At 31.4% G+C, this 21369-nt stretch carries 25 protein-coding genes; 5 read left to right on the top strand and 20 right to left on the bottom strand.

Translation table 11 applies throughout. From position 1 onward, the window contains the following. The first annotated feature begins 141 nt into the window (after nucleotides 1-141). Nucleotides 142-297 (top strand): DUF1540 domain-containing protein, encoded by a 156-nt coding sequence (locus COC46_RS17355; protein ID WP_098811179.1) that lies wholly within the window; start codon nucleotides 142-144, stop codon nucleotides 295-297. 192 nt (nucleotides 298-489) lie between these two features. Here the strand turns inward: COC46_RS17355 and COC46_RS17350 are convergent, their stop codons facing one another. The 5 genes from COC46_RS17350 to COC46_RS17335 all read right to left on the bottom strand — a co-directional run bounded on the left by COC46_RS17350 (nucleotide 490) and on the right by COC46_RS17335 (nucleotide 3350). Beyond that, on the bottom strand, nucleotides 490-816 hold the full coding sequence (locus COC46_RS17350) for an antibiotic biosynthesis monooxygenase family protein (RefSeq protein WP_098811178.1): 327 nt from the start codon (nucleotides 814-816) through the stop codon (nucleotides 490-492). Between the two features lie 113 nt (nucleotides 817-929). Further along, the gene (locus COC46_RS22330; protein WP_176545204.1) at nucleotides 930-1067 is read right to left on the bottom strand and encodes a hypothetical protein; all 138 of its coding nucleotides are present in this window, start codon (nucleotides 1065-1067) and stop codon (nucleotides 930-932) included. 122 nt (nucleotides 1068-1189) lie between these two features. Beyond that, nucleotides 1190-2350, bottom strand: coding sequence for an MFS transporter (locus COC46_RS17345; RefSeq protein ID WP_098811177.1), 1161 nt, complete (start codon nucleotides 2348-2350; stop codon nucleotides 1190-1192). A 203-nt stretch (nucleotides 2351-2553) separates the two neighbouring features. Beyond that, nucleotides 2554-2925: an ArsR/SmtB family transcription factor gene (locus COC46_RS17340; protein WP_098811176.1), complete on the bottom strand. Its 372-nt coding sequence runs from the start codon at nucleotides 2923-2925 to the stop codon at nucleotides 2554-2556. Further along, on the bottom strand, nucleotides 2925-3350 hold the full coding sequence (locus COC46_RS17335; protein ID WP_098811175.1) for an SRPBCC family protein: 426 nt from the start codon (nucleotides 3348-3350) through the stop codon (nucleotides 2925-2927). Before COC46_RS17335 ends, COC46_RS17340 begins: the two co-directional genes overlap by 1 nt. 453 nt (nucleotides 3351-3803) lie before the next feature. Here COC46_RS17335 and COC46_RS17330 point away from each other — a divergent pair, with 453 nt between their 5' ends. Next, a complete protein-coding gene (locus COC46_RS17330; protein WP_098811174.1) occupies nucleotides 3804-5903 on the top strand; it encodes a TerD family protein in 2100 nt (699 codons plus the stop codon). Nucleotides 5904-5921: 18 nt separating this feature from the next. On the opposite strand, the gene COC46_RS17325 is transcribed toward COC46_RS17330, so the two are convergent. The 6 genes from COC46_RS17325 to COC46_RS17300 all read right to left on the bottom strand — a co-directional run bounded on the left by COC46_RS17325 (nucleotide 5922) and on the right by COC46_RS17300 (nucleotide 11740). Next, entirely contained in the window at nucleotides 5922-6416 is a 495-nt protein-coding gene (locus COC46_RS17325) for a GNAT family N-acetyltransferase (RefSeq protein ID WP_098811173.1), read from the bottom strand. A 136-nt stretch (nucleotides 6417-6552) separates the two neighbouring features. Then, complete coding sequence (locus COC46_RS17320; protein ID WP_098811172.1) at nucleotides 6553-6846, bottom strand: hypothetical protein; 294 nt, start codon at nucleotides 6844-6846, stop codon at nucleotides 6553-6555. A 241-nt stretch (nucleotides 6847-7087) separates the two neighbouring features. Beyond that, nucleotides 7088-8284, bottom strand: coding sequence for a CapA family protein (locus COC46_RS17315; protein WP_098811171.1), 1197 nt, complete (start codon nucleotides 8282-8284; stop codon nucleotides 7088-7090). 179 nt (nucleotides 8285-8463) lie between these two features. After that, nucleotides 8464-9510 (bottom strand): hypothetical protein, encoded by a 1047-nt coding sequence (locus COC46_RS17310; protein ID WP_098811170.1) that lies wholly within the window; start codon nucleotides 9508-9510, stop codon nucleotides 8464-8466. 89 nt (nucleotides 9511-9599) lie between these two features. Further along, complete coding sequence (locus COC46_RS17305) at nucleotides 9600-11054, bottom strand: sensor histidine kinase (protein ID WP_098811169.1); 1455 nt, start codon at nucleotides 11052-11054, stop codon at nucleotides 9600-9602. Continuing rightward, nucleotides 11051-11740: a response regulator transcription factor gene (locus tag COC46_RS17300; RefSeq protein WP_098811168.1), complete on the bottom strand. Its 690-nt coding sequence runs from the start codon at nucleotides 11738-11740 to the stop codon at nucleotides 11051-11053. The genes COC46_RS17305 and COC46_RS17300 overlap by 4 nt, the downstream gene beginning before the upstream one ends. 257 nt (nucleotides 11741-11997) lie before the next feature. On the opposite strand from COC46_RS17300, the gene COC46_RS17295 reads away from it, so the two are divergent. Further along, nucleotides 11998-12330: a hypothetical protein gene (locus COC46_RS17295; protein WP_098811167.1), complete on the top strand. Its 333-nt coding sequence runs from the start codon at nucleotides 11998-12000 to the stop codon at nucleotides 12328-12330. Between the two features lie 56 nt (nucleotides 12331-12386). Here COC46_RS17295 and COC46_RS17290 read toward each other — a convergent pair whose 3' ends face one another. Next, complete coding sequence (locus COC46_RS17290) at nucleotides 12387-13232, bottom strand: class I SAM-dependent methyltransferase (RefSeq protein ID WP_098811166.1); 846 nt, start codon at nucleotides 13230-13232, stop codon at nucleotides 12387-12389. A gap of 51 nt (nucleotides 13233-13283) precedes the next feature. Next, complete coding sequence (locus tag COC46_RS17285; RefSeq protein WP_098811165.1) at nucleotides 13284-14003, bottom strand: toast rack family protein; 720 nt, start codon at nucleotides 14001-14003, stop codon at nucleotides 13284-13286. Nucleotides 14004-14540: 537 nt separating this feature from the next. On the opposite strand from COC46_RS17285, the gene COC46_RS17280 reads away from it, so the two are divergent. After that, entirely contained in the window at nucleotides 14541-15956 is a 1416-nt protein-coding gene (locus COC46_RS17280) for a flavin monoamine oxidase family protein (protein ID WP_255294950.1), read from the top strand. Nucleotides 15957-16096: 140 nt separating this feature from the next. Here the strand turns inward: COC46_RS17280 and COC46_RS17275 are convergent, their stop codons facing one another. From COC46_RS17275 to COC46_RS17260, 4 genes are all read right to left on the bottom strand, one after another. Further along, nucleotides 16097-16603, bottom strand: coding sequence for a GNAT family N-acetyltransferase (locus tag COC46_RS17275; RefSeq protein ID WP_098811163.1), 507 nt, complete (start codon nucleotides 16601-16603; stop codon nucleotides 16097-16099). Nucleotides 16604-16626: 23 nt separating this feature from the next. Beyond that, the gene (locus tag COC46_RS17270) at nucleotides 16627-17193 is read right to left on the bottom strand and encodes a nucleotidyltransferase domain-containing protein (RefSeq protein ID WP_098811162.1); all 567 of its coding nucleotides are present in this window, start codon (nucleotides 17191-17193) and stop codon (nucleotides 16627-16629) included. Nucleotides 17194-17254: 61 nt separating this feature from the next. Continuing rightward, nucleotides 17255-17518, bottom strand: coding sequence for a hypothetical protein (locus COC46_RS17265; RefSeq protein WP_141550931.1), 264 nt, complete (start codon nucleotides 17516-17518; stop codon nucleotides 17255-17257). Nucleotide 17519: 1 nt separating this feature from the next. Further along, nucleotides 17520-18770, bottom strand: a complete 1251-nt coding sequence (locus tag COC46_RS17260; protein WP_098811160.1) for a helix-turn-helix domain-containing protein — start codon at nucleotides 18768-18770, stop codon at nucleotides 17520-17522. 441 nt (nucleotides 18771-19211) lie between these two features. Here COC46_RS17260 and COC46_RS17255 point away from each other — a divergent pair, with 441 nt between their 5' ends. After that, entirely contained in the window at nucleotides 19212-19709 is a 498-nt protein-coding gene (locus COC46_RS17255; protein WP_098811159.1) for a hypothetical protein, read from the top strand. A gap of 388 nt (nucleotides 19710-20097) precedes the next feature. On the opposite strand, the gene COC46_RS17245 is transcribed toward COC46_RS17255, so the two are convergent. From COC46_RS17245 to COC46_RS22835, 3 genes are all read right to left on the bottom strand, one after another. Next, nucleotides 20098-20559, bottom strand: a complete 462-nt coding sequence (locus COC46_RS17245; RefSeq protein ID WP_098811157.1) for a hypothetical protein — start codon at nucleotides 20557-20559, stop codon at nucleotides 20098-20100. A gap of 66 nt (nucleotides 20560-20625) precedes the next feature. Beyond that, nucleotides 20626-20913: a hypothetical protein gene (locus COC46_RS17240; RefSeq protein WP_098811156.1), complete on the bottom strand. Its 288-nt coding sequence runs from the start codon at nucleotides 20911-20913 to the stop codon at nucleotides 20626-20628. 248 nt (nucleotides 20914-21161) lie between these two features. Further along, nucleotides 21162-21293, bottom strand: coding sequence for a hypothetical protein (locus COC46_RS22835; RefSeq protein WP_255294949.1), 132 nt, complete (start codon nucleotides 21291-21293; stop codon nucleotides 21162-21164). Nucleotides 21294-21369 lie beyond the last annotated feature (76 nt).

Below are 21369 nucleotides of genomic sequence, written 5' to 3'. Positions count from 1 at the left end.
AAAAATGGGGTTCAGACTAGATTAATCGATAAGGTTTTTTACTTCCCTTTTAAAGTCTTACACCGGTATTAATTTACAACAAAAAGTATGTATCAATCCTGTGATTAATGTTAATGATAAAATTAAGGGAGGTGTCTTACCATGGCAAAAGATGTACTTTGCGAAGTTGATAACTGTAAATATTGGGCTTCTGGAAACAAATGTAGTGCAGATTCCATTTATGTTGTGAGCCATAAAGGGAAACAAGCTGCTAATACTGCTGAAACAGATTGTAAAACATTTGATCCAGGACTCTAAAAATGTGAGGGTAACCACTAGATGGTTGCCCTTTCTTATTTATAGTATTGATAATAACTATCATTTTCATTCAAATTTATTCCAATTATTTTATATTTTTTACAACTAAGCCTACAAATTAAATGAATTTACTAACATTCTAGAAGTTATTCCTTTCATACTCTCCTTCACCTTCATCTTATTTCCTTTTCATTACATTTCAAAAACATTATCTCTTTCAACTTTACACACTCTTAATGCGAATGATTCATACCAGTCTTTTTTGCCACGGTCTTGAGCTATTTTATGAGCTGCATGCTCTTTCCAGGATTTAATGGCATCTAGTGACTTCCAATAAGAAACTGTTATACCCATTTCATGATCCCGTGCACTTTCTACTCCTAAAAAACCTTCTTGATTTGAAGCTAATTCAACCATTTTGTCAGACATTTTACCATATCCATTATCTCCATCTGTTCTTTTGGAACAAAAGATAACTGCATAATATGGAGGTTCAGGCGTTTTTGCAAATGAGCTCATTGTAACCCTCCTTTTTCTATTAATCATATTTGATGAAAGAGCTAAATAACATAACTTTTTCATCAAAGATAATAAAAAAAGCGATACTCGATGTATCGCTTCACTTTAAAGCCTTACCCAAAATAATAAGGATTGCCACTTATACTTTTTCTCATTTCCTCTGTAACCTGAAAATCTTCTTGTTCGAAATTTTGATCAAAAATTTCTTCATTCATTCCGCTACCATCATAATGTGTTGGTTTATTTTCCATAACATTCACCTTCTAATTCTATTAGTTTTATGTCGCAAAACTTCATTATTAGAATGTCCAATTCTAAAAAAATAAATAATAAAAAACGATGCAATAAAAATCGCATCGTTTCCATTTACATTTTAATTTGTACTTGCTTTAACTTTATTTGTTTGAACAAATGAGTAAATCGCAGAAAATAGAGCAAAAATAACGATAATACCACCGACTAATGCATTCATTGTTACATGATACTGAGTAATTAGTATACCACCTAAACTTGAACCTAAAGCAATTCCTGTATGAGAAAACGAGTTATTTAATCCAACTTGTATATCTGCTGACTCTTTTGCTACTTTCGCAAGACTATCTTGAACTGCTGGGCTAATTGACCAAGATACTGTTCCCCAAAGAATTACGATAATAAATAAACTAATGATTGAACTTGGTGCGAATGTAAGAGTTAAAATTGAAATAGCCAATAAACCTAAATTAAATACGATTGTTTTACTTCCGCCAAATTTATCTGTCGACCAACCACCTAACCAGCCACCTAAAATACCCGCCATACCAAATACTAGTAAAACAATACTGATCATGTTTGTTGATAGCCCCATTGTTTTAATTAAGTATGGTGTAAAATAAGTATAAATTGTAAAATGTCCTGTTAATTGTAAAAATGATATAAGTTGGATTGATAAAATACTCTTATTTTTAAGTGTTGCTACTTGCTTTATCAATGGGATCGTAGGCTGTCCTTCAACTTTTGGTAAAAATTTATATATCCCAAACATAGACAGTAAACTTAATAAACCTACTAAAACAAATGTCATTCTCCAACCAAAATTCTCTCCAATAACTGTACCTAATGGGACACCAAAAACTAAAGAAGAACTAATTCCCATAAATATAACCCCAATTGCTCTACCTCTAATTTCAGAGGAAACGATGTTTGCTGCAGTCGTTATTGAAACGACAATGACAATTGAGCAACTTGCTGCAAGTATAATACGCGCAATTAACAAAACAACAAAATTCGGACTAATTATTGAAAGAATATTTCCAAAGAAAAATACTGTTAACGCGATTAATAATAATTTTTTTCGCTCCATTTTTGAAGTGATCGCTATAAAAACAGGAGCACCAAATGCAAATACTACTGAAAAAATTGAAACTAATTGACCAACCGCGCCAACTGAAACATGTAAATCCCCTGCTATCATTGACAGTAAACCGGTAATAATAAACTCAACGGTTCCGGCAACAAATGTTGCAATAGCTAAAATATATATTCCTTTATGCATTGTTTAACTCCTCAAGTTTGATAATTCTTTAACCATAATTTTTTGTCACATTAGTTTATTATATAGGTATAATGAAAAATGTCTATGTAAAAAACGAATCTGATTAAGGTTCGTTTCAAAGTTGTTAAAAATTTAACTCACAATTAATATTCAAGTTTCCGTAAAAAGAGGGTCCTCAAAACATTTTGGGACACCCTCTTGATTTAATCTTCCGTATTGTCATTTTTCGTTTTAGCTACTTTAATGCCATTGTCTTCATTATTTTCAACAAGGTGTTGTAAAATAGATAATTTATTTGCCCAAAATTGTTCGTAATAGGATAGCCATTGTTTGATTTCTAAAAATGCTTCTGGTTGAAGTCTGTATCTTCTTTCTCGGCCAACCTTTCTTCCACTAATTAATTCAGCTTCTGAAAGTATATGGAGATGTTTTGCAATTGCTGTGCGACTCATTGGAAAATTACTGGATATCTCAGAAATAGGCAATTCATTATTTGCTAATAATTTAAGTACTTCTCTTCTAGTAGGATCCGCTATCGCCTGGAAAACGTCATATTTTTGTGCAGAACTGGACACTAGTTTTCAACAACCTTTTTAAGTTTTTGAAGTATACCAGTCCAACCACCATTCATATTGTCACGAACAATAGTACTTTTTTGTTTTGGTTTTGGAAGTATTTCGTCTGCTGTTTTCCAACCACTATGAATTAAAGTAAATTCAGTTTGTTCACCTAAATCCTTTAATATAAATGAAACAACCCATCCATCGACGTCCCAAGAAAAGGATACTCGATTTGGTTCATCAATTTCTAAAACTTTACATGGTGACGGACCAAATGGACCTTGTAAATGAAACTCGTGACCAACGACTGGTTCAAAGTCATTTGGCATGAACCATGCAGAAATACCTTCCGATGTCGACACGACTTCCCAGACTCTTTGAATAGGTGCATTATATATAAGGGTTTGTTTAATATCTTCAACTTGGTTTTGTACGCCCATTTCAATCCTTCTTTCAAATTTCGATATAAAACCTTTTGGTTATACTTCGAATTATATACAACCATTTGGTTTTATGTCAATCTTATTTTGCGTACTTATTTTTACCTTAAGTTATTTAATTATGATAATAAAGTTGAAACCACTTTTTCATGGGACACATCTAATTATTTGGCCACATTTTTGAATGATCTCTACATTAAGCAACATTATTATGTTTTCTGTTGCAATACGCTTACATAAATACTAAACTAATATAACAGGCTATGACTCTGCTTCCTTCTATACTCTCTGATAGGATTCATCTAGCGAGTCTCTTTCCTGTGTTCCTTATCAGAATTGATAAGGTTACGAGGCTATATTGAATCTTCCTTCTACTTTTGTTTGTACTCTAAGTACTTTTTCTAGATTCAATGATTTCCTCGTTTTTTTTATTATTAAATTTGGAGGTCATACATGAATCATACAAACATTCTTTTCCGAAGAAAGAGCTCCCTTTATATCGAAAAACATAACAACACTCTTCCAAAACCAATATTGGCAACGGCCTTAAAGCAACTCGAAGCTTATGGATATACTTTTTCACTTGAGTTAATTGAAATCTTGCAAACATGGAATGATCAAGAGTTTATTGCTTGGTTTAGAGAACTCAAGGAAACGATTACTCACGAGCTAGGCTATGATGTTGACCATATTCCTTTTTATAAAAACTTCCCAAATGATGTAATGAATATTGATGAAGCTGACCTATATATGAATAGCTTATTGTACTACATATTTAATGTTCAACCTCTTGCCGTTATTCAAAATCGTCCGCCAGTTAAAATTAATAAAAACTTAAATATAATTAATCTTGCAATGCATGATGATTTAATTAATATGATTAAAAGATTAATAGATAGTAGTGGTTCATTTAATTTACAAGATATAGAAGATGTTGAATCTGTGCTTTCAACTCATAAAGAACCGTTAACCTTATTGCCAGAAGCATTCTTATCAAAAGAGAAAATGGTAATAGTACTGAAGCTATTGTATCAATCGAAAAAATTAAGCGAAAATGAAATCGCAAATTACTTAAAAACAGCAACAGATATTTTGCGCTTTTGTGCTGCATTGAGTGATGGTGATCCTTCTCTAAGCATTAGTTCTAGATTTAAATCATTTAGTAGAAAAGAACGTAAAATGGTAATTTCATTATTAAATGAAATACCTCATGCAATTGAAGAAATGGTTAAAAGACGAAACGCATGGATACGAGTCGGAGAAAGATTACATCCTGGAGAATATGCAAAACGATATCCTCATACTGCAAAATTATTTACTATCGTTAGGAACGAAAAAAATGTGACTACATTTCAAGGTAAAATTACTCAATATTTAAGTGAGAAAAATCTTACTAAACTGACTAGTGAACTAATAAAACGTCCTGGTGAATTTGCTAGAAAACTTGATTTTGTTTTACGCTCATTTACTGATATAAATGATCAGCACTTTATTATTTCACAGTTTTCAAGCGTTAGTAAGGAAATATCCACTACGGTTCTATTGAGTTTATGGAATCATTTTAGCAAGCGTAATGATGAAAGAAGAATACGTACATTTTTCCCAAAAGGAAATATTGCTAAGCTTTATGCGCTTGAAAATAGATTAACACCTCTAAATGATATTTTAATTGATGAGGTTTTAAATGTAGTTAAACATACTTTATTTGTACGATTTTCATTTAAAGAACCTCTTGGAAAAGTATGGATTGACGAATCTTATCGTAGCTTTACTTTACCTAAGGGATTGCGCTCGGCAAGTAAATCATTGAGAACAATACCGAGAGGATCCCATATTACCATTGGTGATGGAGAGATTGTTAGATTCTTTCTTTATTGGAAAGAAGGAGATGTAAACGGAGTACATACCGGAAATGTTGATATTGATTTAAGTGCAGTATTTTATGATGAAAACTTTAATTATATAAGTGATATATCATACTATGAGCTTAAAAATAAACAGCTTAAATGTTATCACAGCGGTGATTTCACAAGTGCTCCTAAAGGGGCTAGTGAGTTTGTAGACTGCCATATTCCTTCTCTTAAGAATAACGGAATTCGCTATGTAGTTTTAAGTGTAAATAGCTTTTCAGATCATTCATTTTGTAATTTACCCGTTTGTTTTGCTGGATGGATGCTACGAGATGATTTTAAATCTGGAAAAGTCTTTGAGCCTAGTACCGTAATTGATCGTTTCGATTTAGCAAACGATCAAAAAATAAGTATTCCACTTATATTTGACACATTCGAACAAAAAGTTATTTGGTGTGACTTAGGTTTACAAGATAATATGGAATATTATAATAACGCAAAAAGTAATTCGAATAGTTTAGCCATACTAACGGAAGCAATGACTGAAAAAAGCAGTATCTCACTTTATGAACTTTTAGAAATACATGCTCTTGCTCGAGGTGAGCTTGTAACAAATAAAGACGAAGCAGATACGGTGTTTTCATTCGATGAAGAAGTTACACCATACCGTTATGATTTAATTGTAAGTGAGTTCATGAGCTAAAATTTAATCCCCAGGCAACTAAATAATGCCTGGGGTTAAATTTTTTCCTCTAACCATTGTTATAAATTCAGCACGCTCAGTATAAAACTCATTTTCTACTTTAAACCCAAAATTTTTATAAAGCCGAATCGCCCTTTTATTGAACTTAGCAACGGTTAATCTTAATGTTGAAAAATTTATTGACTCTAGTATCCTTTCAAGAATAAACTTGAAAAATTCACTTCCAAACCCTTTCCCAGTTAAATTTGGTCTAACTCCTAATCCCAAATCAACGCACTCGTTTTCATATACTCCAAACTCATTTCCTTTTGGTACTTGGGCTGTCTCACCGATACAATAAAAGCCAATTAAGAGCTCATTTTGGTCGGTTACTGCAAAATATGTGTTCCCTAATAATTCTTCAAGTGCTTCTTTGCTCAATTTATTATTATAAAAATCGTAAGGCGCGGGATAGTTCCAATTAAGAATTTCAGTAGCATAAGTTTCTGTCATTTTTTTTATGTATAATTCCATTATTTCTCCTCATTTTTCCATTAATATAGATTAGAGCTACTTTAAAAAATAAAAAGCATTACCCCTAATTAAATTGGAGCAATGCTAGGTTTAAATTAAGGTCGTTCTAAATTAGTTAAAGTACTAATCGGGCATATTAAATTTCCGAAACTTTCTTACTTCTAACAAAAAATAATACACCGATATTAATTAAAAGATTTCCTAAAAATGCTGCTAATAATAACTGAACACCAGAAATGATGCTCGCACTATCACTAGCATTAAGTAACCACCAAATACTCGCAATTCCTAAGATGAATAGGTTAATATTAAATGCAATCGACATCGTAGCTAAAACATTGTTTGTTTTTCTTTGCATTTTAACCTCAAACCACACTGATAAAATCAAGGAAACGAAAATACTAAGGAATGCAATAATCTTTAGATCCATTCTTATTCCTCCTAAATTTTATTTGGTAATCTACTTACTATTAGGTTATTCTTTTGATTCGATATAAAAGAAGAAATTCCTTCCAAAATATAGCATTGTTACTTTAAATAAGGACTTGTACCCATAACTATTGGTCTAAAATTAACCCTTTATTGGTTGCTTGAACAACTTGTTATTCTAAAAATTAGCGTATTTATTCAATAATCTAAAAAAAGCAATCCATTTACGGATTGCTTACTTTTTATTTCTCATATTGAGTCCAGCTTGATACTTTAATCCGATTTGAATAATAGATTATTTTCTTTTTAACTCTTTGTGCTTCAGATCCTTTTAGGAATAATGGTTGATAGTTATTTCGGTAAGTTAGTGAAGAAACTGAAAATGGGACTACTCTGATTTCTTTTTGATTTGTGAGTGTTCCATTGTTTAGATGGAAAGTTTGTTGGAAGACAAATGTATCTTTATCTTTTGGATTTTTATTTCCACCAAACATAAAGTTCCCTAAGCTATATGCTATAAATTTTCCTTTGTATTCTTCAATTCCTTGTACAACATGAGGATGATGTCCAACAATTAAATCCGCCCCGTGGTCAATTGCATAATGAGCTAAATTCTTTTGAGTACTATTAGGAATATAATCTCGTTCAATGCCCCAATGGAAATGGATAACGATAATTTTCACACCATTTTTTCTTAAATTTTGTATATCATTGTTGATTTTGATTCTTAAATCAGGTGAATCATTCCAGCCTTCATAGCCTAGTGCTGCAACTTTAATACCTTTAATAGTCGTTATATATTGATCGTTATAGCCAAAATGACCTATTTTTTCTTTTTTTAAGTTATCTATTGTATCTTCAAAGCCCTTTTGCAAATAATCATGACTATGGTTGTTTGCTAAGTTGACCGCTTCTATACCACTTAATGTTAAAATTTTTGCATAAGAAGGATCACCTTTAAAGCGGAATGTTTTTGATGCTTTTTTTGTTGCCTTCGTTAATGTCGTTTCTAAGTTTACAGTAGATAAATCATCTTGTTTAAATATATTGTTTAGCCCTTTTGTAAAATACGCTAATCCATGTTTATTTGCTTCAGCTGTAAAGGAATTTACATAGTGAAAATTCTCATCTGATCCAATCGTAAAATCCCCAGCCGCACTAATTTTAATAGTCGTTGCTACATTTTCTGGTTTTGCTGTATTGTTATTTTCTGGCTTTTTAACAGGTGGCTTTTCAGCAGGCTTTTTAGTCGGTTTTGGAGTTTCTTCTACTAGTTTATTTTTAGTCTCAATTTTTACCAGCCTATTTTCTACGTAAAGTTTCTTATAAACATAGTAACTAAATCCTGATATGCAGCCAAATAGAACTAAAATCATAATCCAAATAAATACTCTTTTACCATTTCTTTGTTCAGTATTCTTAACCTTCCTACTCCTCATATGATTTTATTTCTCCTTTTTATATCTTTGCTAGAATTATATTTTCAATTTTTCGCTAAATATTCCCTTTAAATAGTACGAGCCCCCATTACTATATTTAGTCAAAGATTTTTAAGAAATCAGCTTAAAATGTGAAAAAAAGAGAAAGTGAGTAAATCTCTCACTTCCAATGCAAGTAACTATTTTGTATCTTTGTTTTTCAAAGTTAATACATATGCAATAAACACATTTTCATTTTCTTTGATCATCACTTTAGATACTAATAATTTTTTGCCAGATGGACTCCAAGTAATTGGACCTGCAATTTCTGTTAAATCAGTCGATAATTGTGTTATCTTTCTAGATTTGACATCGATCACAAATAATCCTCTTTCTCCTTTATCTTCCGAAATTACGGAAAAAGCTAATGTCTTGGAATTTGGCGACCAACCAGAACCAAAAATTTGTGTCCCTTTAGCTAAGGATACAGTTTTTCTTCCATTTTCATCAGTAATAAACAACTCTCTTTTTGTTGGTGTAATTTTTCTAACAATAGCGAATTGATTGTTATCTGGTGAAGGTATAATCCATTCAACTCTTTGCTCACTGTATTTTTCTCTTATTAAGTTAACCTTGTCTGATTTTGAATCAATCTGTTTTACTTGTCCGTTTATATCTGCTAAATACATTTGGTGAAATAATGTAGTATAAATGACTGAATTATTGTCAATCCACCGTCCTTCTGTCGGGAATGCAAAAATGGCATCTGCTTCTGAAACTTTAACCTTACCTTTTCCCTCAGAATTTATAATATAACCCGTTCCAGTATTTCCATCCTCTGTTTGCTTATAGAAAATATGCTTTTTATCTGGTGAAATAACTGCACCAACTTGATCATGTTCCTCACTTACTAATACATTGGACTTATTCGAATTTAGATTAAATATATATAAATTAATAGGATAAGTATAATCACCATTATCTGTCAAAACGGATTTTGGTAAATTCTTATTTTTTTGTTCGGTTAAAATTGTATTTTCATCTAACCAATCCGTACCTCGAATTCCTTCATATCGATCTATTTTCTCAAGGGCTAATTCATTTGTTACGACTTCTTCATTTCCAGTAAGAACGGTAATTTTTTTATGTTTCTTTTCAATTACTATATTTTCATTTTGATTTTGACATCCTGATATGAAAAGTATCATACCTACTAAAAAAATCTTCAACATCACTTTATTGAACACCACATCACTCCCCTACTAACCTCACACTTTGTATCATAAGTTTAGGATGTTTCAATTTTTAACAAAACATGTTTCAATTTTGTAAACTTTTATGTTGCGATCGGAAATATAATGATAAAATTTGATCCGCTACCTTCGATTGATTCCACTCGAATCGTACCATTTTGCTTTTCAATTAAATCTTTTGTTAATGCGAGTCCCAAACCAGATCCACCATATTGACGAGAACGATCCTTATTTACTGTAAAAAATGGTTCAAATATCTTATCGACTAATTCCGAGGAAATACCAATTCCCGTATCTGATATATTGATTACTAAGTTATTACTTTCAATCTTGTTTGATACGCTTATCTCTCCATTTGGCTTATTATATTTAATTGCATTATCTAGTAAATTCATAATGATTAATGTAAAACTTTCCTTATCTATAAAAATAGTTGCATGTTGAAAATTAGTTTGAATTTCTAAACCAAACTTTGTCATTTTCCCCTTCATTCTTAAACAGATATCTTCTAAAAGCGAATATACATCGACGTGTTCCTTTACAATTTCGAAATCATATTTTTCCAGTTCTGCTAGTTTTAATATTTTTTCTACCATTTCATAAAGACGATGTGATTCTTTCCCTATATTACTAATCGCCTCTTCTAATAATTTTGGATCATCAGAATACATGTCTAATAAATCAATATAAGCTCTAATGACAGTCAATGGAGTTTTAAATTCATGGGTAATCGATCCTATAAATTGCTTTTGTTGTTTTTCTAATATTTTAAGCTTTTCAACGGCTAGTTGAAGATTTTCTTTTTCTTGTTGAATGCCTTTTATATTATGTTGGATTTCATTACTCATGTAGAAAATTGCTTGGCTTAAATAACCTAATTCATCTTTTCGACTTAAAATTGACCGTTCTGGATAGTTTCCTAATTTAATTTCCTCCGTTACTTTTCTAAGCTTTAAAATACTCATTACGAGAGAATTAAAAAAGAAATATCCAATAATAAAACTAAGAATTGTAGTAACTAAACCAATTTTTATAAAAAGGTTAGTTGTATTATCATAAAACTTCTGATTGTTTATTAATGAATAATCGAATTGTACAACGCCAATTTGTTTATTTGCATTATAAATTGGCGCAAAATATGATAATGTATCACCTTTTTCCTGATAGGCAATTTTCCCTTTTAACGCATAGCTCAAGGTATCTCCAATATCTGTAGATTCTAATGGAAGAGAATCTCCTACAACTTTACCTGACATATTAAAAATCGTGACATGAAGACTACTAATGATTCCAATCTGTCTAGCGATTTCCCGACCATATCGTTTAAAAAATTCTTGAGGGTTATCTAATGTTTGACTTAAATAAACTTGCTTTACATATACGTTTGCTAGTTTACTTTGCCTAGCAAGTGTTTCTTCCGTTTGGTTTTGCTGATTTTGTTTGATTCCTTGAAGGACTAAAATACTTAATACAATGACAGTTCCTACTAATAGCACGGCTAAAAATAAGCTAGACTTAAGCTTTATACTCAATTTCATTTATTTTCACTCGATATTTTATATCCGACTCCAAAGACAGTTTGAATGACATGTTGATATGATTGACCTAACTTTTTTCGTAATCGTTGTATGTGAATGTCAACTGTCCTTGTACCACCGATGTATTCTATTCCCCACACTAAATCTAACAATTCGTCCCGGCTAAAAATTCGATCAATATTAGAAATTAATAAGACTAATAAGTCAAATTCTTTCGGAGTTAACTCAATATTTGTTCCATCAATCGTTACTTTTCTATGAGAAGGAATTACCTCTAGATTATTAATTGAAATACTCTTTTTCCCATCAGGTGATGTTTGCTTTTTTATTCTTCGAAGTAAAGATCTAGTTCTAGCAAGTAATTCTCGAATATCAAACGGCTTTGTTATATAGTCATCGGCTCCAAACTCTAATCCTAAAACTCGATCGATAATATCATCCTTTGCTGTAAGTAAAATAATGCCAAGTCCATCTTTATTTCCAATTTCTTTACAAAGGTCTAAACCGTTCATTACTGGCATCATTATATCTGATATTAATATATCTGGATTAAAATCCGGAATTTTATCTAATGCTTCTTTTCCATTAAATGCGTATTCTACGATAAACCCTTCTCTACGAAATGCGTATGTTAAAGGATCTACAATGCTTTTTTCATCATCTACAATTAAAACTTTTCCTTGCAATTACCTCACCTAAATTCATCATTTATGTTTTTTACCGCTTTTTCCTAAACTTTATAATTCTTTCCTTAGGAAAAATTATAGATGGCTCATAACTGAATTACTAAACGTTTTTTATGTAAATACAAAAAATTTACAACTTCGAAACATCTCGTTCTTATTTTAATCTTTAGTACTTGTCATTTAATTAGTTTGGACAATATTCTAGTAGTTTATCTGAAATCATACATTAAATAATGAGTACAAATGGGAGGGATTCCATGGACCAGCATCATATTCGAAATATACAAGATACATGTAAAAAATATAAGTTATGTTATGTCGTATTTCAAACTTCTGAAAGAGCTTTATTAGAAGGGGTTTTATTAGATAATGACTCAAATAGTGCGAATTTACTTGTACCAGAAGACCTCGCTGCACCAGAATCACGTTATTTTGAAGTAAGACAAAACGGAGGAGAAACTTTTCGTCCTAGATACAGAAAATATAAGAAGATTACTTTACCACTTGCTTCAGTTGTAGCAGTATATTTGTCCCCATATTATTACCCTAGCTATCCATATATTTATCATAGAAATTATCATCCTCAATAGTTAAAAGCATCTAGTAAAATAGATGCTTTTTTTATATAATTTGATTTTTGAAAATTTTATTTCGCTACAAATACAAATACCGATAGTGGTTTAATTTCATTTATTTTAATAAAATCCTCAAGCATTTTTACTTCGGAGCGTATCAATCCAGTTAATTTACTTGGCATATTCTCAATATTTTTGAGTTCAATATCGAGATCCGCTAATGTTTTATTTACTTCCCACCGGCCATCTTGTAGTTGTGGGGACAGGATTGATGTTTCATTAATTACTTTCCATCCTGAACTCTCACAAATATTTTTTATATCATTTGGAGTAAAAAGAGTGCGAATGTTTGATTCACTATTTTGTTTAAATGACTCGTACTGAGCCTGGATTAAAATAGATAACAGATGTGGGTACTGCTCAACAGAACTAATTCTTGTGTCCCACTCCGCAAAGCATAATTTTCTTCCCCATTTTCTAATCTTTTTTAAAACTGATAAAAACTCTTCATGTGATTTTAAATACCAGGAGCAATGTGACATTACAATACAATCGAACTCATTTTCAGGAAAATCAATAAATGGCGATAAAATGTCAATTTCAAACTCCATCTTTAATTGATTGCCTAAATTTGATTGCAATAAAAAGTCTGCTGAATCACCTAGTGAAATTGGACTACCATAAGTAGGTGAACCAATATCGATTCCATGAACGAATCCATTTTCACCAACAATATAAGCTAAAACGGCAGTCGTATCTCCTTGTCCACAACCTATTTCTAGTACTTTACTACCTTCTTTTATATTCCATAACTCAGCTAATTTAAATCGATGTTCGGTTTGAATTTTTTGTATTTCAGACATCCCCTTACTTGATGCCATACAATCAATAACTGATTCAACTGCACTTTTTAGCATTGAACCCCTCCTTATGATTTAAATTTTTTTGAAACTATATTTCTATTATGATTAATCTAATTTAAAATTTACTTCTCCTACACCTATATCCATATTTACTGTTATTTTAACATCGGCGTTTTCATATGCTTCATTAACATAAACACCATTCCCCTTCGAAATTAAATCAATTACATTTGCCTTGCCAATCCCTTTACTCAAGTTTACTTTTACACCTACATCTGAAGGTAATATAACAGTCGTTTTACCAACCCCTGTTTCTATATTCGCATCAAAGCTTTTGCTCCAGCTTCCTCCTAAATTGACATTAAGCTCTCCGACTCCTGCCTCGATATCCAATTCTTTTAGGTTCAATCCACGTAAATCAAGATTTGTTTTTGAGGCTCCTGTATTCACATCTAATTCAATCGGTACTTTATTCGAAAGCTTCAAATTCCATTCGTTCTTTAATTTTCCTATCTTTACTTTTGGCAAGTGTTTTTTGGACTGATCAATTCGTACCTCTCCAGTGGATTTATTAAGCTTATAGGATACATTTGGATCAAAATATTTATTATTATATTCGATCATTCCATCTACCCACAGTTTTGTACCCTTTGAAACATTCATTGATCCGGCACCTAAATCTAAGTTAACATCTAATTTTTTAGCTTTATCTTTATGGATTGAAATTGCCTCTTCCTTTACCTCACCATTGTTAAAGATTGAACAACCGGAAACAATAAAGACCGAAGTAATAATTAATAATGCAGAAATAAATAATTTTTTCACTTTTTTAACCTCCAATTAAAAACTTCTAATACTCTCATTTTATGGAAATTAAAAAATCTAGATAACATCCTGCAGTATCAATCCGACTACGACTTAAGTCTGAAAGTATAATTAACAGGTTAACTATAATTATTATATTTTTTGATAGCGTTCTCCTTTAATTGTTAGAAAAAAGATTATTATTAATCTTTTCACACTGATGTAAAAACCAAATTTTTTGAAAAGGAAGTTCTGTGATATTGATTTCCACTACAGGATTCTCGCTTTCCGAGGTGGCGAGACCTAAGCCTCTGAGCGTCCTACGGGGTCTCAGGGCTTCCCTCATTTCCCATATGAGTCACCCCTTTCGTTCCAATCAATTTATTCAATTAAAAAAAGTCTACTTTAAAAACCTAATTTACGATCCATTACTTACCGTTTTATATTTCAACAATCTCTTTTTACATTTCATACGTATTCCTTTATGCGAATAAAATGTAATGAATGAATTGTAAAGGAGGAGAATCTTTGACAAATTTCCCACTAACATCTGATCAAATGGTTTCTATTATTCGAAATGGCCTTAGAAAAACACAATTCTCCAAAAAAGTAGTGATTGTAGGAGCGGGTATGGCAGGTCTGACTGCCGTTTCTTTACTAAAGGATGCTGGACATCATGTCACAATTATTGAAGCTAATGATCGAATTGGAGGTCGTGCTTATACTTTGCGTTCACCGTTTAGTGATGGTCTATATCTAAACGCAGGACCTTTACGAATCCCCAATATACATCATTTGACTTTAGCATATATTCGAAAGTTTAATTTGCCAGTAAATGAGTTTATTAATGAAACGCCAAACGATATTATTTATGCAAATGGAATAATAACTAAACAATCAATCTATAAAAATAATCCCGACATACTGAATTATCCAGTTACACTTAATGAAAAGGGAAAAACATCAGATGAGTTATTAGATCAAGCATTGCAGCCATTTATTGATTTTATTAATCAAAATCCATTAACGAATTGGGAAATAGTCGAAAAAAGATACGGCCATATTTCTTTTGGCACTTTTTTAAATTCGTATTTTTCAACCGGAGCAGTTGATATGATTGGAGTGCTCCTTGATTTTGAAGCATTTATGGGGATGTCATTTTTAGAAGTACTAAGAGAACAGGTCGCTTTTAAATCTGCAACTAAATTTTATGAAATAACAGGTGGCATGGATCTATTGCCAAAATCGTTTCTTCCTCATTTAAAAGATCATATTTTACTCAACCAAAAGCTGACGAAAATTATTCAAAACGGTAAATTTGTAACAATCCAATCGACTGACAAAAAAACCTCAAACCAATTCACACGCAGCGCTGATCTTGCCATTATAGCTATTCCATTTTCTCTCTTAAGATTTGTAGATATCGAACCCTTCCACTCGATTTCATACAACAAACGTAAAGCAATTCGAGAAATTAACTACATGTCTGCAACAAAAATTGGAATTGAGTTTAAAAGTAGATTTTGGGAGAGATACGGTCAATTCGGTGGGAAATCTACAACCGATTTTCCTAGTAGACTTACACTCTATCCAAGTATCGGAATTGGTACAACAGGTCGAGCTGTAGTAAATGCAAGTTATACATGGGCAGATGAGGCTCTAACATTGAGTAGTTTAACAGAAGAAGAGCGTATTCAATATACTTTAAAGGATATGTCTAAAATATGGGGGAACCAAGTTTATTCTGAATTTATAACAGGAACATCCTTTAACTGGAGTCAAAATTCATTTTCTGTTGGTGCTTTTACATTTTTCGAGCCTGGGCAAGAAGAAGAACTTAATTCTTATATAGCCTCTCCTGAAGGCAGGCTACACTTTGCAGGTGAGCATACTTCTCGTTCTCACGCTTGGATACAAGGGGCTATTGAATCTGGGGTAAGGGCTGCTAGTGAGGTTAATGACTCGCCAGTTTAAACCATTAGTTTATGGTGTGGATCAACAGTTAATTGGATGGGAAATTCCCATCCTATATGTTTTTTTATAGAATTCTATTTTAGAAATAAGAAAAACTAATTTACAAAAACGAGTTGATTTAGCAACTCTTCTCCAATACTTTATGATTGAATCGCACCATCTGGTCTAAATCGTCCCATCATAATTTCATCAACAAACCGGCCATTTGCTTTAATATTCCCCTTCTTTACTCCCTCGACCCTAAATCCAAACTTTTCATATAACGCTTGTGCCTTAGGATTTGTTTCTAACACTCCTAGTTCCACTCTTTCTAGCATTAGCCAATGATCAGCTAAATCTAAAACTTTCGTAAGCAAAGCCTTTCCGATTCCTTTATTGTGATGATTTCCATCAGTCGCAATAAACAAATCTCCTACATGAGACCTCCGACCAGTTCTTTGCACTAAACCGACTAACCCGACTACGTCTCCATTGCACTCCGCGACAAATTCAAATTCGTTTGCTTGTAAGTTTCTAATTCTATTTTCCATCATGTCTACCCTCATACTAGGTAAAAAAATCATATAAGGAAAAACATTTTCTTGAGTGCATATCCGATGAAGTGCTTTCGCATCATTTACTTCTACTGGTCTTATTAATACTTCCATCTACGATCACTCCTACAAATAGTTTATATTAACTCTTCAAGCCATTCATGGTTTGGCTGATGTAACAAGATTGCTTCACGTAACCAAGCCTTCTTTGAATGATTCAAGTAATTTATCACATTTTTAAAATCCTGATGATCCTTTTCTCTAGTATTTCTAACTTTATATAATAGCACTATTTCTGGATTTAAGAATGGAATGCCTTCCTTTGAAACACTATAAAATGAGTCAAGTTTACAAGTAATCGATTCATCTCTTCTAAATTTCCACTCATTTAATTCAATTTCATTTAGTAAGACTTCTAACTCACTACTGGTATTATTCCTACCATGCAATTCATGAATTGGTAATTCTAAATATTCATTCTCCCAAATTGATAATTCCCCTTCAATGACTTTATTAAACGTCCATTCATTTAAATACTTTTTAAGACTAAGTTGATCCTTCCTTGCAATAGCAATCTCGATATCATGATGATTCCTCTTTTCCTTTTCTAAGTAAAGGTCAATAGCCCATCCACCAGCTATATACCATCCTTTACTAAAATCTTTCATTACTTCTCTAATTTTAAAACACTGTTCAAAACTCATAAGCTATCCCCCTCCTAATTAAAAAAGCACCATACAAAATGCATGATACTTATAAATCGCTTTATTTGATTTTTACTAATAATAACTTTTCTACTTTAGGGTGTATCGGCTCATCTGCACAAGAACGATTTGATCGATCATATGGCTGAAACTCTTCATCTGTAGATCCACTTTGATCAGCCTCATCTGAAACAAGTGGGGTACCCCAATCATCTGAAACAAGTGTAGTCTCTGAACTATCTGAAACTAAATTCGGGCCATTATTAATAGATAATACAGTCAACAGTAACAATAATGTTATTATGTTGGATAATCTTCTCATCATGTTATTTCCTGCTTTCGATAATTTTTAATAGAGCGCTATTGTATTCTTTATATAACATGTTTTGATCTTCTAATGATTCGTGTTTTTCATAGTAATCTGTGATAACGCCATAGTATTTAATTATTTTTTCATGATCATTATTTTGAATCCATAACGGTAATCCAGCTTCACGTACATACGTCACTAAATTGGCTTCGTCTTTTTTTGCTTCAAGCAATAAAACTTTCATTCTAATATATGATGCACTATTTTTATCCTTTATTTTTGATAGATTCCTACATAACAACTTAATAGCAGTCTCATATTCATTTATGATCATCATATTGTTCGCTATATTTGAGATGACTAAAAAATACTCTTCTGTTCCCTCCTGTACGTTAGATAAGTATTCTTCATAATATTTAATTGCTTTCTTATGTTGATTAGAATGATAGTATAAATAACCTAAATTATGTAATGCACTCATTTGAATCGTTTTATCACTTAATATGACAGAAGCATCTAGAATTTCGATTAGAAACTGCTCCGCCCGATCTAAAAGTTTACTTCTTATTAATTGTAGTGAGAGTAGCATTTTTGCATCTAAAATTCGTTTAATATTATTGTTTTGTAGAAAAATAGGGATTGCCTTATTACAAAAATACATTGATAACGAAGTCTGGTTTATAAAACTGTATACTAATGCCCTATAAAAACAATATTCCTGAAAATCTATTTCTAGATTTGGGGTAATCTCTTGCACTTCATCCATTACTTGCAATGAGTCATTATATCTTTTTTCTTTTATGTAATATATTGATAGTGTAAACAAATATTTTATCGTTTCATATTGGGAAAATTTCTTCTTTTTTGCCTCAAGTTGTTTCCATTTTTTCTTTGCCATTTTAAGATCTTCAATAAAAATATAATATCTCCAAATTGTAATACAAAAGTCATTTGATATCTTAGTATAATTTATACTTTCCTCTTTACTAATCAATTCTCCAAACAATATTTTACTAGAATCATAGTCAGCGCGTTCAATTAAATTCCATAATCGTTTAAGTTTACCAGTTACTTCATCTAAATTATCATTTCCATCTATTTCAACTTGCATTTTGCTTAAAAGCAATTCAATCGTTTCTATACCAGCCTCTTTTGTACCATTTTCAATTTTACTTAAGTGCGAAACAGAGCATATTCCTTCACATAATTTCTCTTGGGTCCATCCTAATTTCTTTCGATGATGAAAGATCAGCATGCCATAATCCATAATAAAATCTCCTGTTCAACTATATTTAAAATAAATATATTTATATGACAAATACCTAATAATTTCTTATACTAATATTTTTAATTTTCTATTAATAATTAAATTTTATTAGATTTCCCGACACATTCATATACTTTTTCAATTTTTTTCAGACAAATTATATTCAAAAAATTTTCCCAATACAAAAAAGTCTAATAGAGTGGTATGATTTTTATACAAGCAATTAAACGATACTAACGACCAACTTCATTAGTATTATTTAAATGCACCCCCATTTAATAACCAGTTTAAAGCAAGATGTAATCATTACATCTTGCGATTTTTTTGATTATAGCCATTTTATTTCGATAAATAATTTAAATATAATTTTATACTTTCTAGTAGTTAAAAAAATCAAACTAGTAATCTTCCAATTTAATTTATACTTTGTAGGTGTCTAATATGGCTAAAAAATCATTCATTTCGTATTTGGTAATTTTTGGAATAACCTTCATTATTATATTAACATTAAAACTATCTATTGAAAAAGAAAAACAGAAGAGATTAGACGATGAAGCTTCTATAGAGTTATTGATTGAACAAAACGTTCAAAATTCTGTAAGAAACTACATTACAGCTTTAAAGTGGAAAGATGTTGAGTTCTATAACTCCGTCGTCGTAGATTCATTAAAAATATCCAACCGTTCTTACTATTTTACTAAAATAATGTCCAATGTAATTGACGCGAGATTCATGGGTGATAATTTGTCCGTTATTCATTTAAAAAAGCAAGATCATAAAGCTACAATACATATAAAATATGAAATAACCTTTAAAGACGGAATAAAACCTGAAGGAAATTATAAAAACGGCAGAAATGTATGTAATGTAACGCTGGATCTAGTTAAATTAAAAAATAAATGGGTCATTTCAAGTATTTATGATTTAAAAATTATTTGAAATAGTTTCGTAACAATACAACGTTCTTAATAATGGCCTCCATAAAATGAAGAATTTCCACTCGGTAATTAATTTTCCTTGTGGTTTTTTTATGTTTTTGCCTTATGTTGTTATCTTCTTTTGCTATGTACATCGTCTGGACTCTAATCCATATTAGATTTGGTATTTTATCAACGGATTTTACTGTTATATCAACGAGACTTATCAATATATCAACGAGAAGCAATATTTTATCAACGAAGTTCACAACTTTATGCATAATGTCCATATTATGTTCGCATTTCCGAAATCAATTTAAATAAAACAAAAAAGGGATCTCGAAAGTACTCTGACTTTGAGACCTCCTTTTTAAGTTTTCCCAAACAAATAAGTCAACTACAAATACTGATTAAATTGTTTCCAAATCCTTCAGCAACCAACCTTTACTTTCTTCAACCTTAACAAGGTTTGTATATTCGATTGCTTTCGTTTTAGCTGCTAAGCTTTCCGTAGGTTGATTTAACTTTGCATATGCTCTTGATGAAGCCTCGTATGCATATGCTATGTAGAATGGTTCTAACTCAGCTTTCAAGCTAATCTGGATACATTTTCCAGCGTAGTCTAGGGCTGTTGCTCCTTGCCCTATAACAGCGTATACTCTTGATAATTGCCAATACCCTATTGATAGGTTTCTTGGTGTATGGTTCTCTACCTTTGTCCAATGCCAAAAAGAGCTATGGCATAAATGAACCATCTCTTCGGACTGACTTGGCGATCTGTTTTCTAATTCAAGTAAATCCCACACTTTATTAAAACATGTAGCAGCAAGCTCTTTATGAGTAAAGCTATTTTTTTCAACAGTCTCTTCCATTATTTTACCTCCATCATAAAGATCATAAGATGTACTTTTCTTAATTTCTAAAAATGCAACAAAATTTTATTCACATGCCGTGTCTGACTCAGCATCACAGTTAGCCACGTTTTCAGATTCAAATGAAACCTTTTCAAATTGTAATACTGCATTACGACGTTGCTCGTCTAATTTCAATCCTTTTTCGCCAATGAATTGTTCATAATAGTTTATTTGCTGTTCTTGTCGATCATCAGCGTTAGCATTAAAACTCATTAAAATACCTACTGGAGTTGCTAAAACTAACAAAAATACACTAATTCTTAGAGCCGCGTACTTAAATGTTTTGTACACGATTTTTAGTAATTTTTTCATATGTATAGCTCTCCTCAAATTGAATATAATGATAATTTCTTGGCAATCTTGGCTAACAATACTATTCTCTGTTCTATTCATATTTTCCTGTCTACCCCCTATAGATCATAGAAAATCAAGAGTAATGACAATCTAATCCTCATACAAAAAACAAAAAACGCCTCTCCATACAGATGAAAATAATTCACCGTTTCGAAAGCGTTTCTCTTAACTATTTGCTTTATTATTCACCTAAGTCCAATAGTTCGTCATCTTGTTAAAACGAGGCTAAGTCCAGCAATTTCTAACGTTATTTCTTTCCATTGGTGATTTTGTGTTTTAGCTACCGCTACACTACCAATTGGAATTGCTAAAAATAACCCCATCACGCCACAAAACATCGCAAATCCTTGAAATTTCCTGTTTTTGATAATTTTATTTACTAGTTTCTTCTTAAATAACCATAACTCCCTTTGC

Source organism: Bacillus sp. AFS041924, from assembly GCF_002577195.1.
Lineage (GTDB): Bacteria > Bacillota > Bacilli > Bacillales > Bacillaceae_G > Gottfriedia.
The sequence above is the reverse complement of the archived record's forward strand: the minus strand, read 5'-3'. Positions and strand labels throughout refer to the sequence as shown.

What these genes read in the sequence shown, in the direction of transcription:
- COC46_RS17355 (WP_098811179.1), top strand. Translation starts at nt 142, where the DNA reads ATGGCAAAAGATGTACTTTGCGAAGTTGATAACTGTAAATATTGGGCT.
- COC46_RS17350 (WP_098811178.1), bottom strand. Translation starts at nt 816, where the DNA reads ATGAGCTCATTTGCAAAAACGCCTGAACCTCCATATTATGCAGTTATC.
- COC46_RS22330 (WP_176545204.1), bottom strand. Translation starts at nt 1,067, where the DNA reads ATGGAAAATAAACCAACACATTATGATGGTAGCGGAATGAATGAAGAA.
- COC46_RS17345 (WP_098811177.1), bottom strand. Translation starts at nt 2,350, where the DNA reads ATGCATAAAGGAATATATATTTTAGCTATTGCAACATTTGTTGCCGGA.
- COC46_RS17335 (WP_098811175.1), bottom strand. Translation starts at nt 3,350, where the DNA reads ATGGGCGTACAAAACCAAGTTGAAGATATTAAACAAACCCTTATATAT.
- COC46_RS17330 (WP_098811174.1), top strand. Translation starts at nt 3,804, where the DNA reads ATGAATCATACAAACATTCTTTTCCGAAGAAAGAGCTCCCTTTATATC.
- COC46_RS17325 (WP_098811173.1), bottom strand. Translation starts at nt 6,416, where the DNA reads ATGGAATTATACATAAAAAAAATGACAGAAACTTATGCTACTGAAATT.
- COC46_RS17320 (WP_098811172.1), bottom strand. Translation starts at nt 6,846, where the DNA reads ATGGATCTAAAGATTATTGCATTCCTTAGTATTTTCGTTTCCTTGATT.
- COC46_RS17315 (WP_098811171.1), bottom strand. Translation starts at nt 8,284, where the DNA reads ATGAGGAGTAGGAAGGTTAAGAATACTGAACAAAGAAATGGTAAAAGA.
- COC46_RS17305 (WP_098811169.1), bottom strand. Translation starts at nt 11,054, where the DNA reads ATGAAATTGAGTATAAAGCTTAAGTCTAGCTTATTTTTAGCCGTGCTA.
- COC46_RS17295 (WP_098811167.1), top strand. Translation starts at nt 11,998, where the DNA reads ATGGACCAGCATCATATTCGAAATATACAAGATACATGTAAAAAATAT.
- COC46_RS17290 (WP_098811166.1), bottom strand. Translation starts at nt 13,232, where the DNA reads ATGCTAAAAAGTGCAGTTGAATCAGTTATTGATTGTATGGCATCAAGT.
- COC46_RS17280 (WP_255294950.1), top strand. Translation starts at nt 14,541, where the DNA reads ATGGTTTCTATTATTCGAAATGGCCTTAGAAAAACACAATTCTCCAAA.
- COC46_RS17275 (WP_098811163.1), bottom strand. Translation starts at nt 16,603, where the DNA reads ATGGAAGTATTAATAAGACCAGTAGAAGTAAATGATGCGAAAGCACTT.
- COC46_RS17270 (WP_098811162.1), bottom strand. Translation starts at nt 17,193, where the DNA reads ATGAGTTTTGAACAGTGTTTTAAAATTAGAGAAGTAATGAAAGATTTT.
- COC46_RS17265 (WP_141550931.1), bottom strand. Translation starts at nt 17,518, where the DNA reads ATGATGAGAAGATTATCCAACATAATAACATTATTGTTACTGTTGACT.
- COC46_RS17260 (WP_098811160.1), bottom strand. Translation starts at nt 18,770, where the DNA reads ATGGATTATGGCATGCTGATCTTTCATCATCGAAAGAAATTAGGATGG.
- COC46_RS17255 (WP_098811159.1), top strand. Translation starts at nt 19,212, where the DNA reads ATGGCTAAAAAATCATTCATTTCGTATTTGGTAATTTTTGGAATAACC.
- COC46_RS17245 (WP_098811157.1), bottom strand. Translation starts at nt 20,559, where the DNA reads ATGGAAGAGACTGTTGAAAAAAATAGCTTTACTCATAAAGAGCTTGCT.
- COC46_RS17240 (WP_098811156.1), bottom strand. Translation starts at nt 20,913, where the DNA reads ATGAAAAAATTACTAAAAATCGTGTACAAAACATTTAAGTACGCGGCT.
- COC46_RS22835 (WP_255294949.1), bottom strand. Translation starts at nt 21,293, where the DNA reads ATGTTTTGTGGCGTGATGGGGTTATTTTTAGCAATTCCAATTGGTAGT.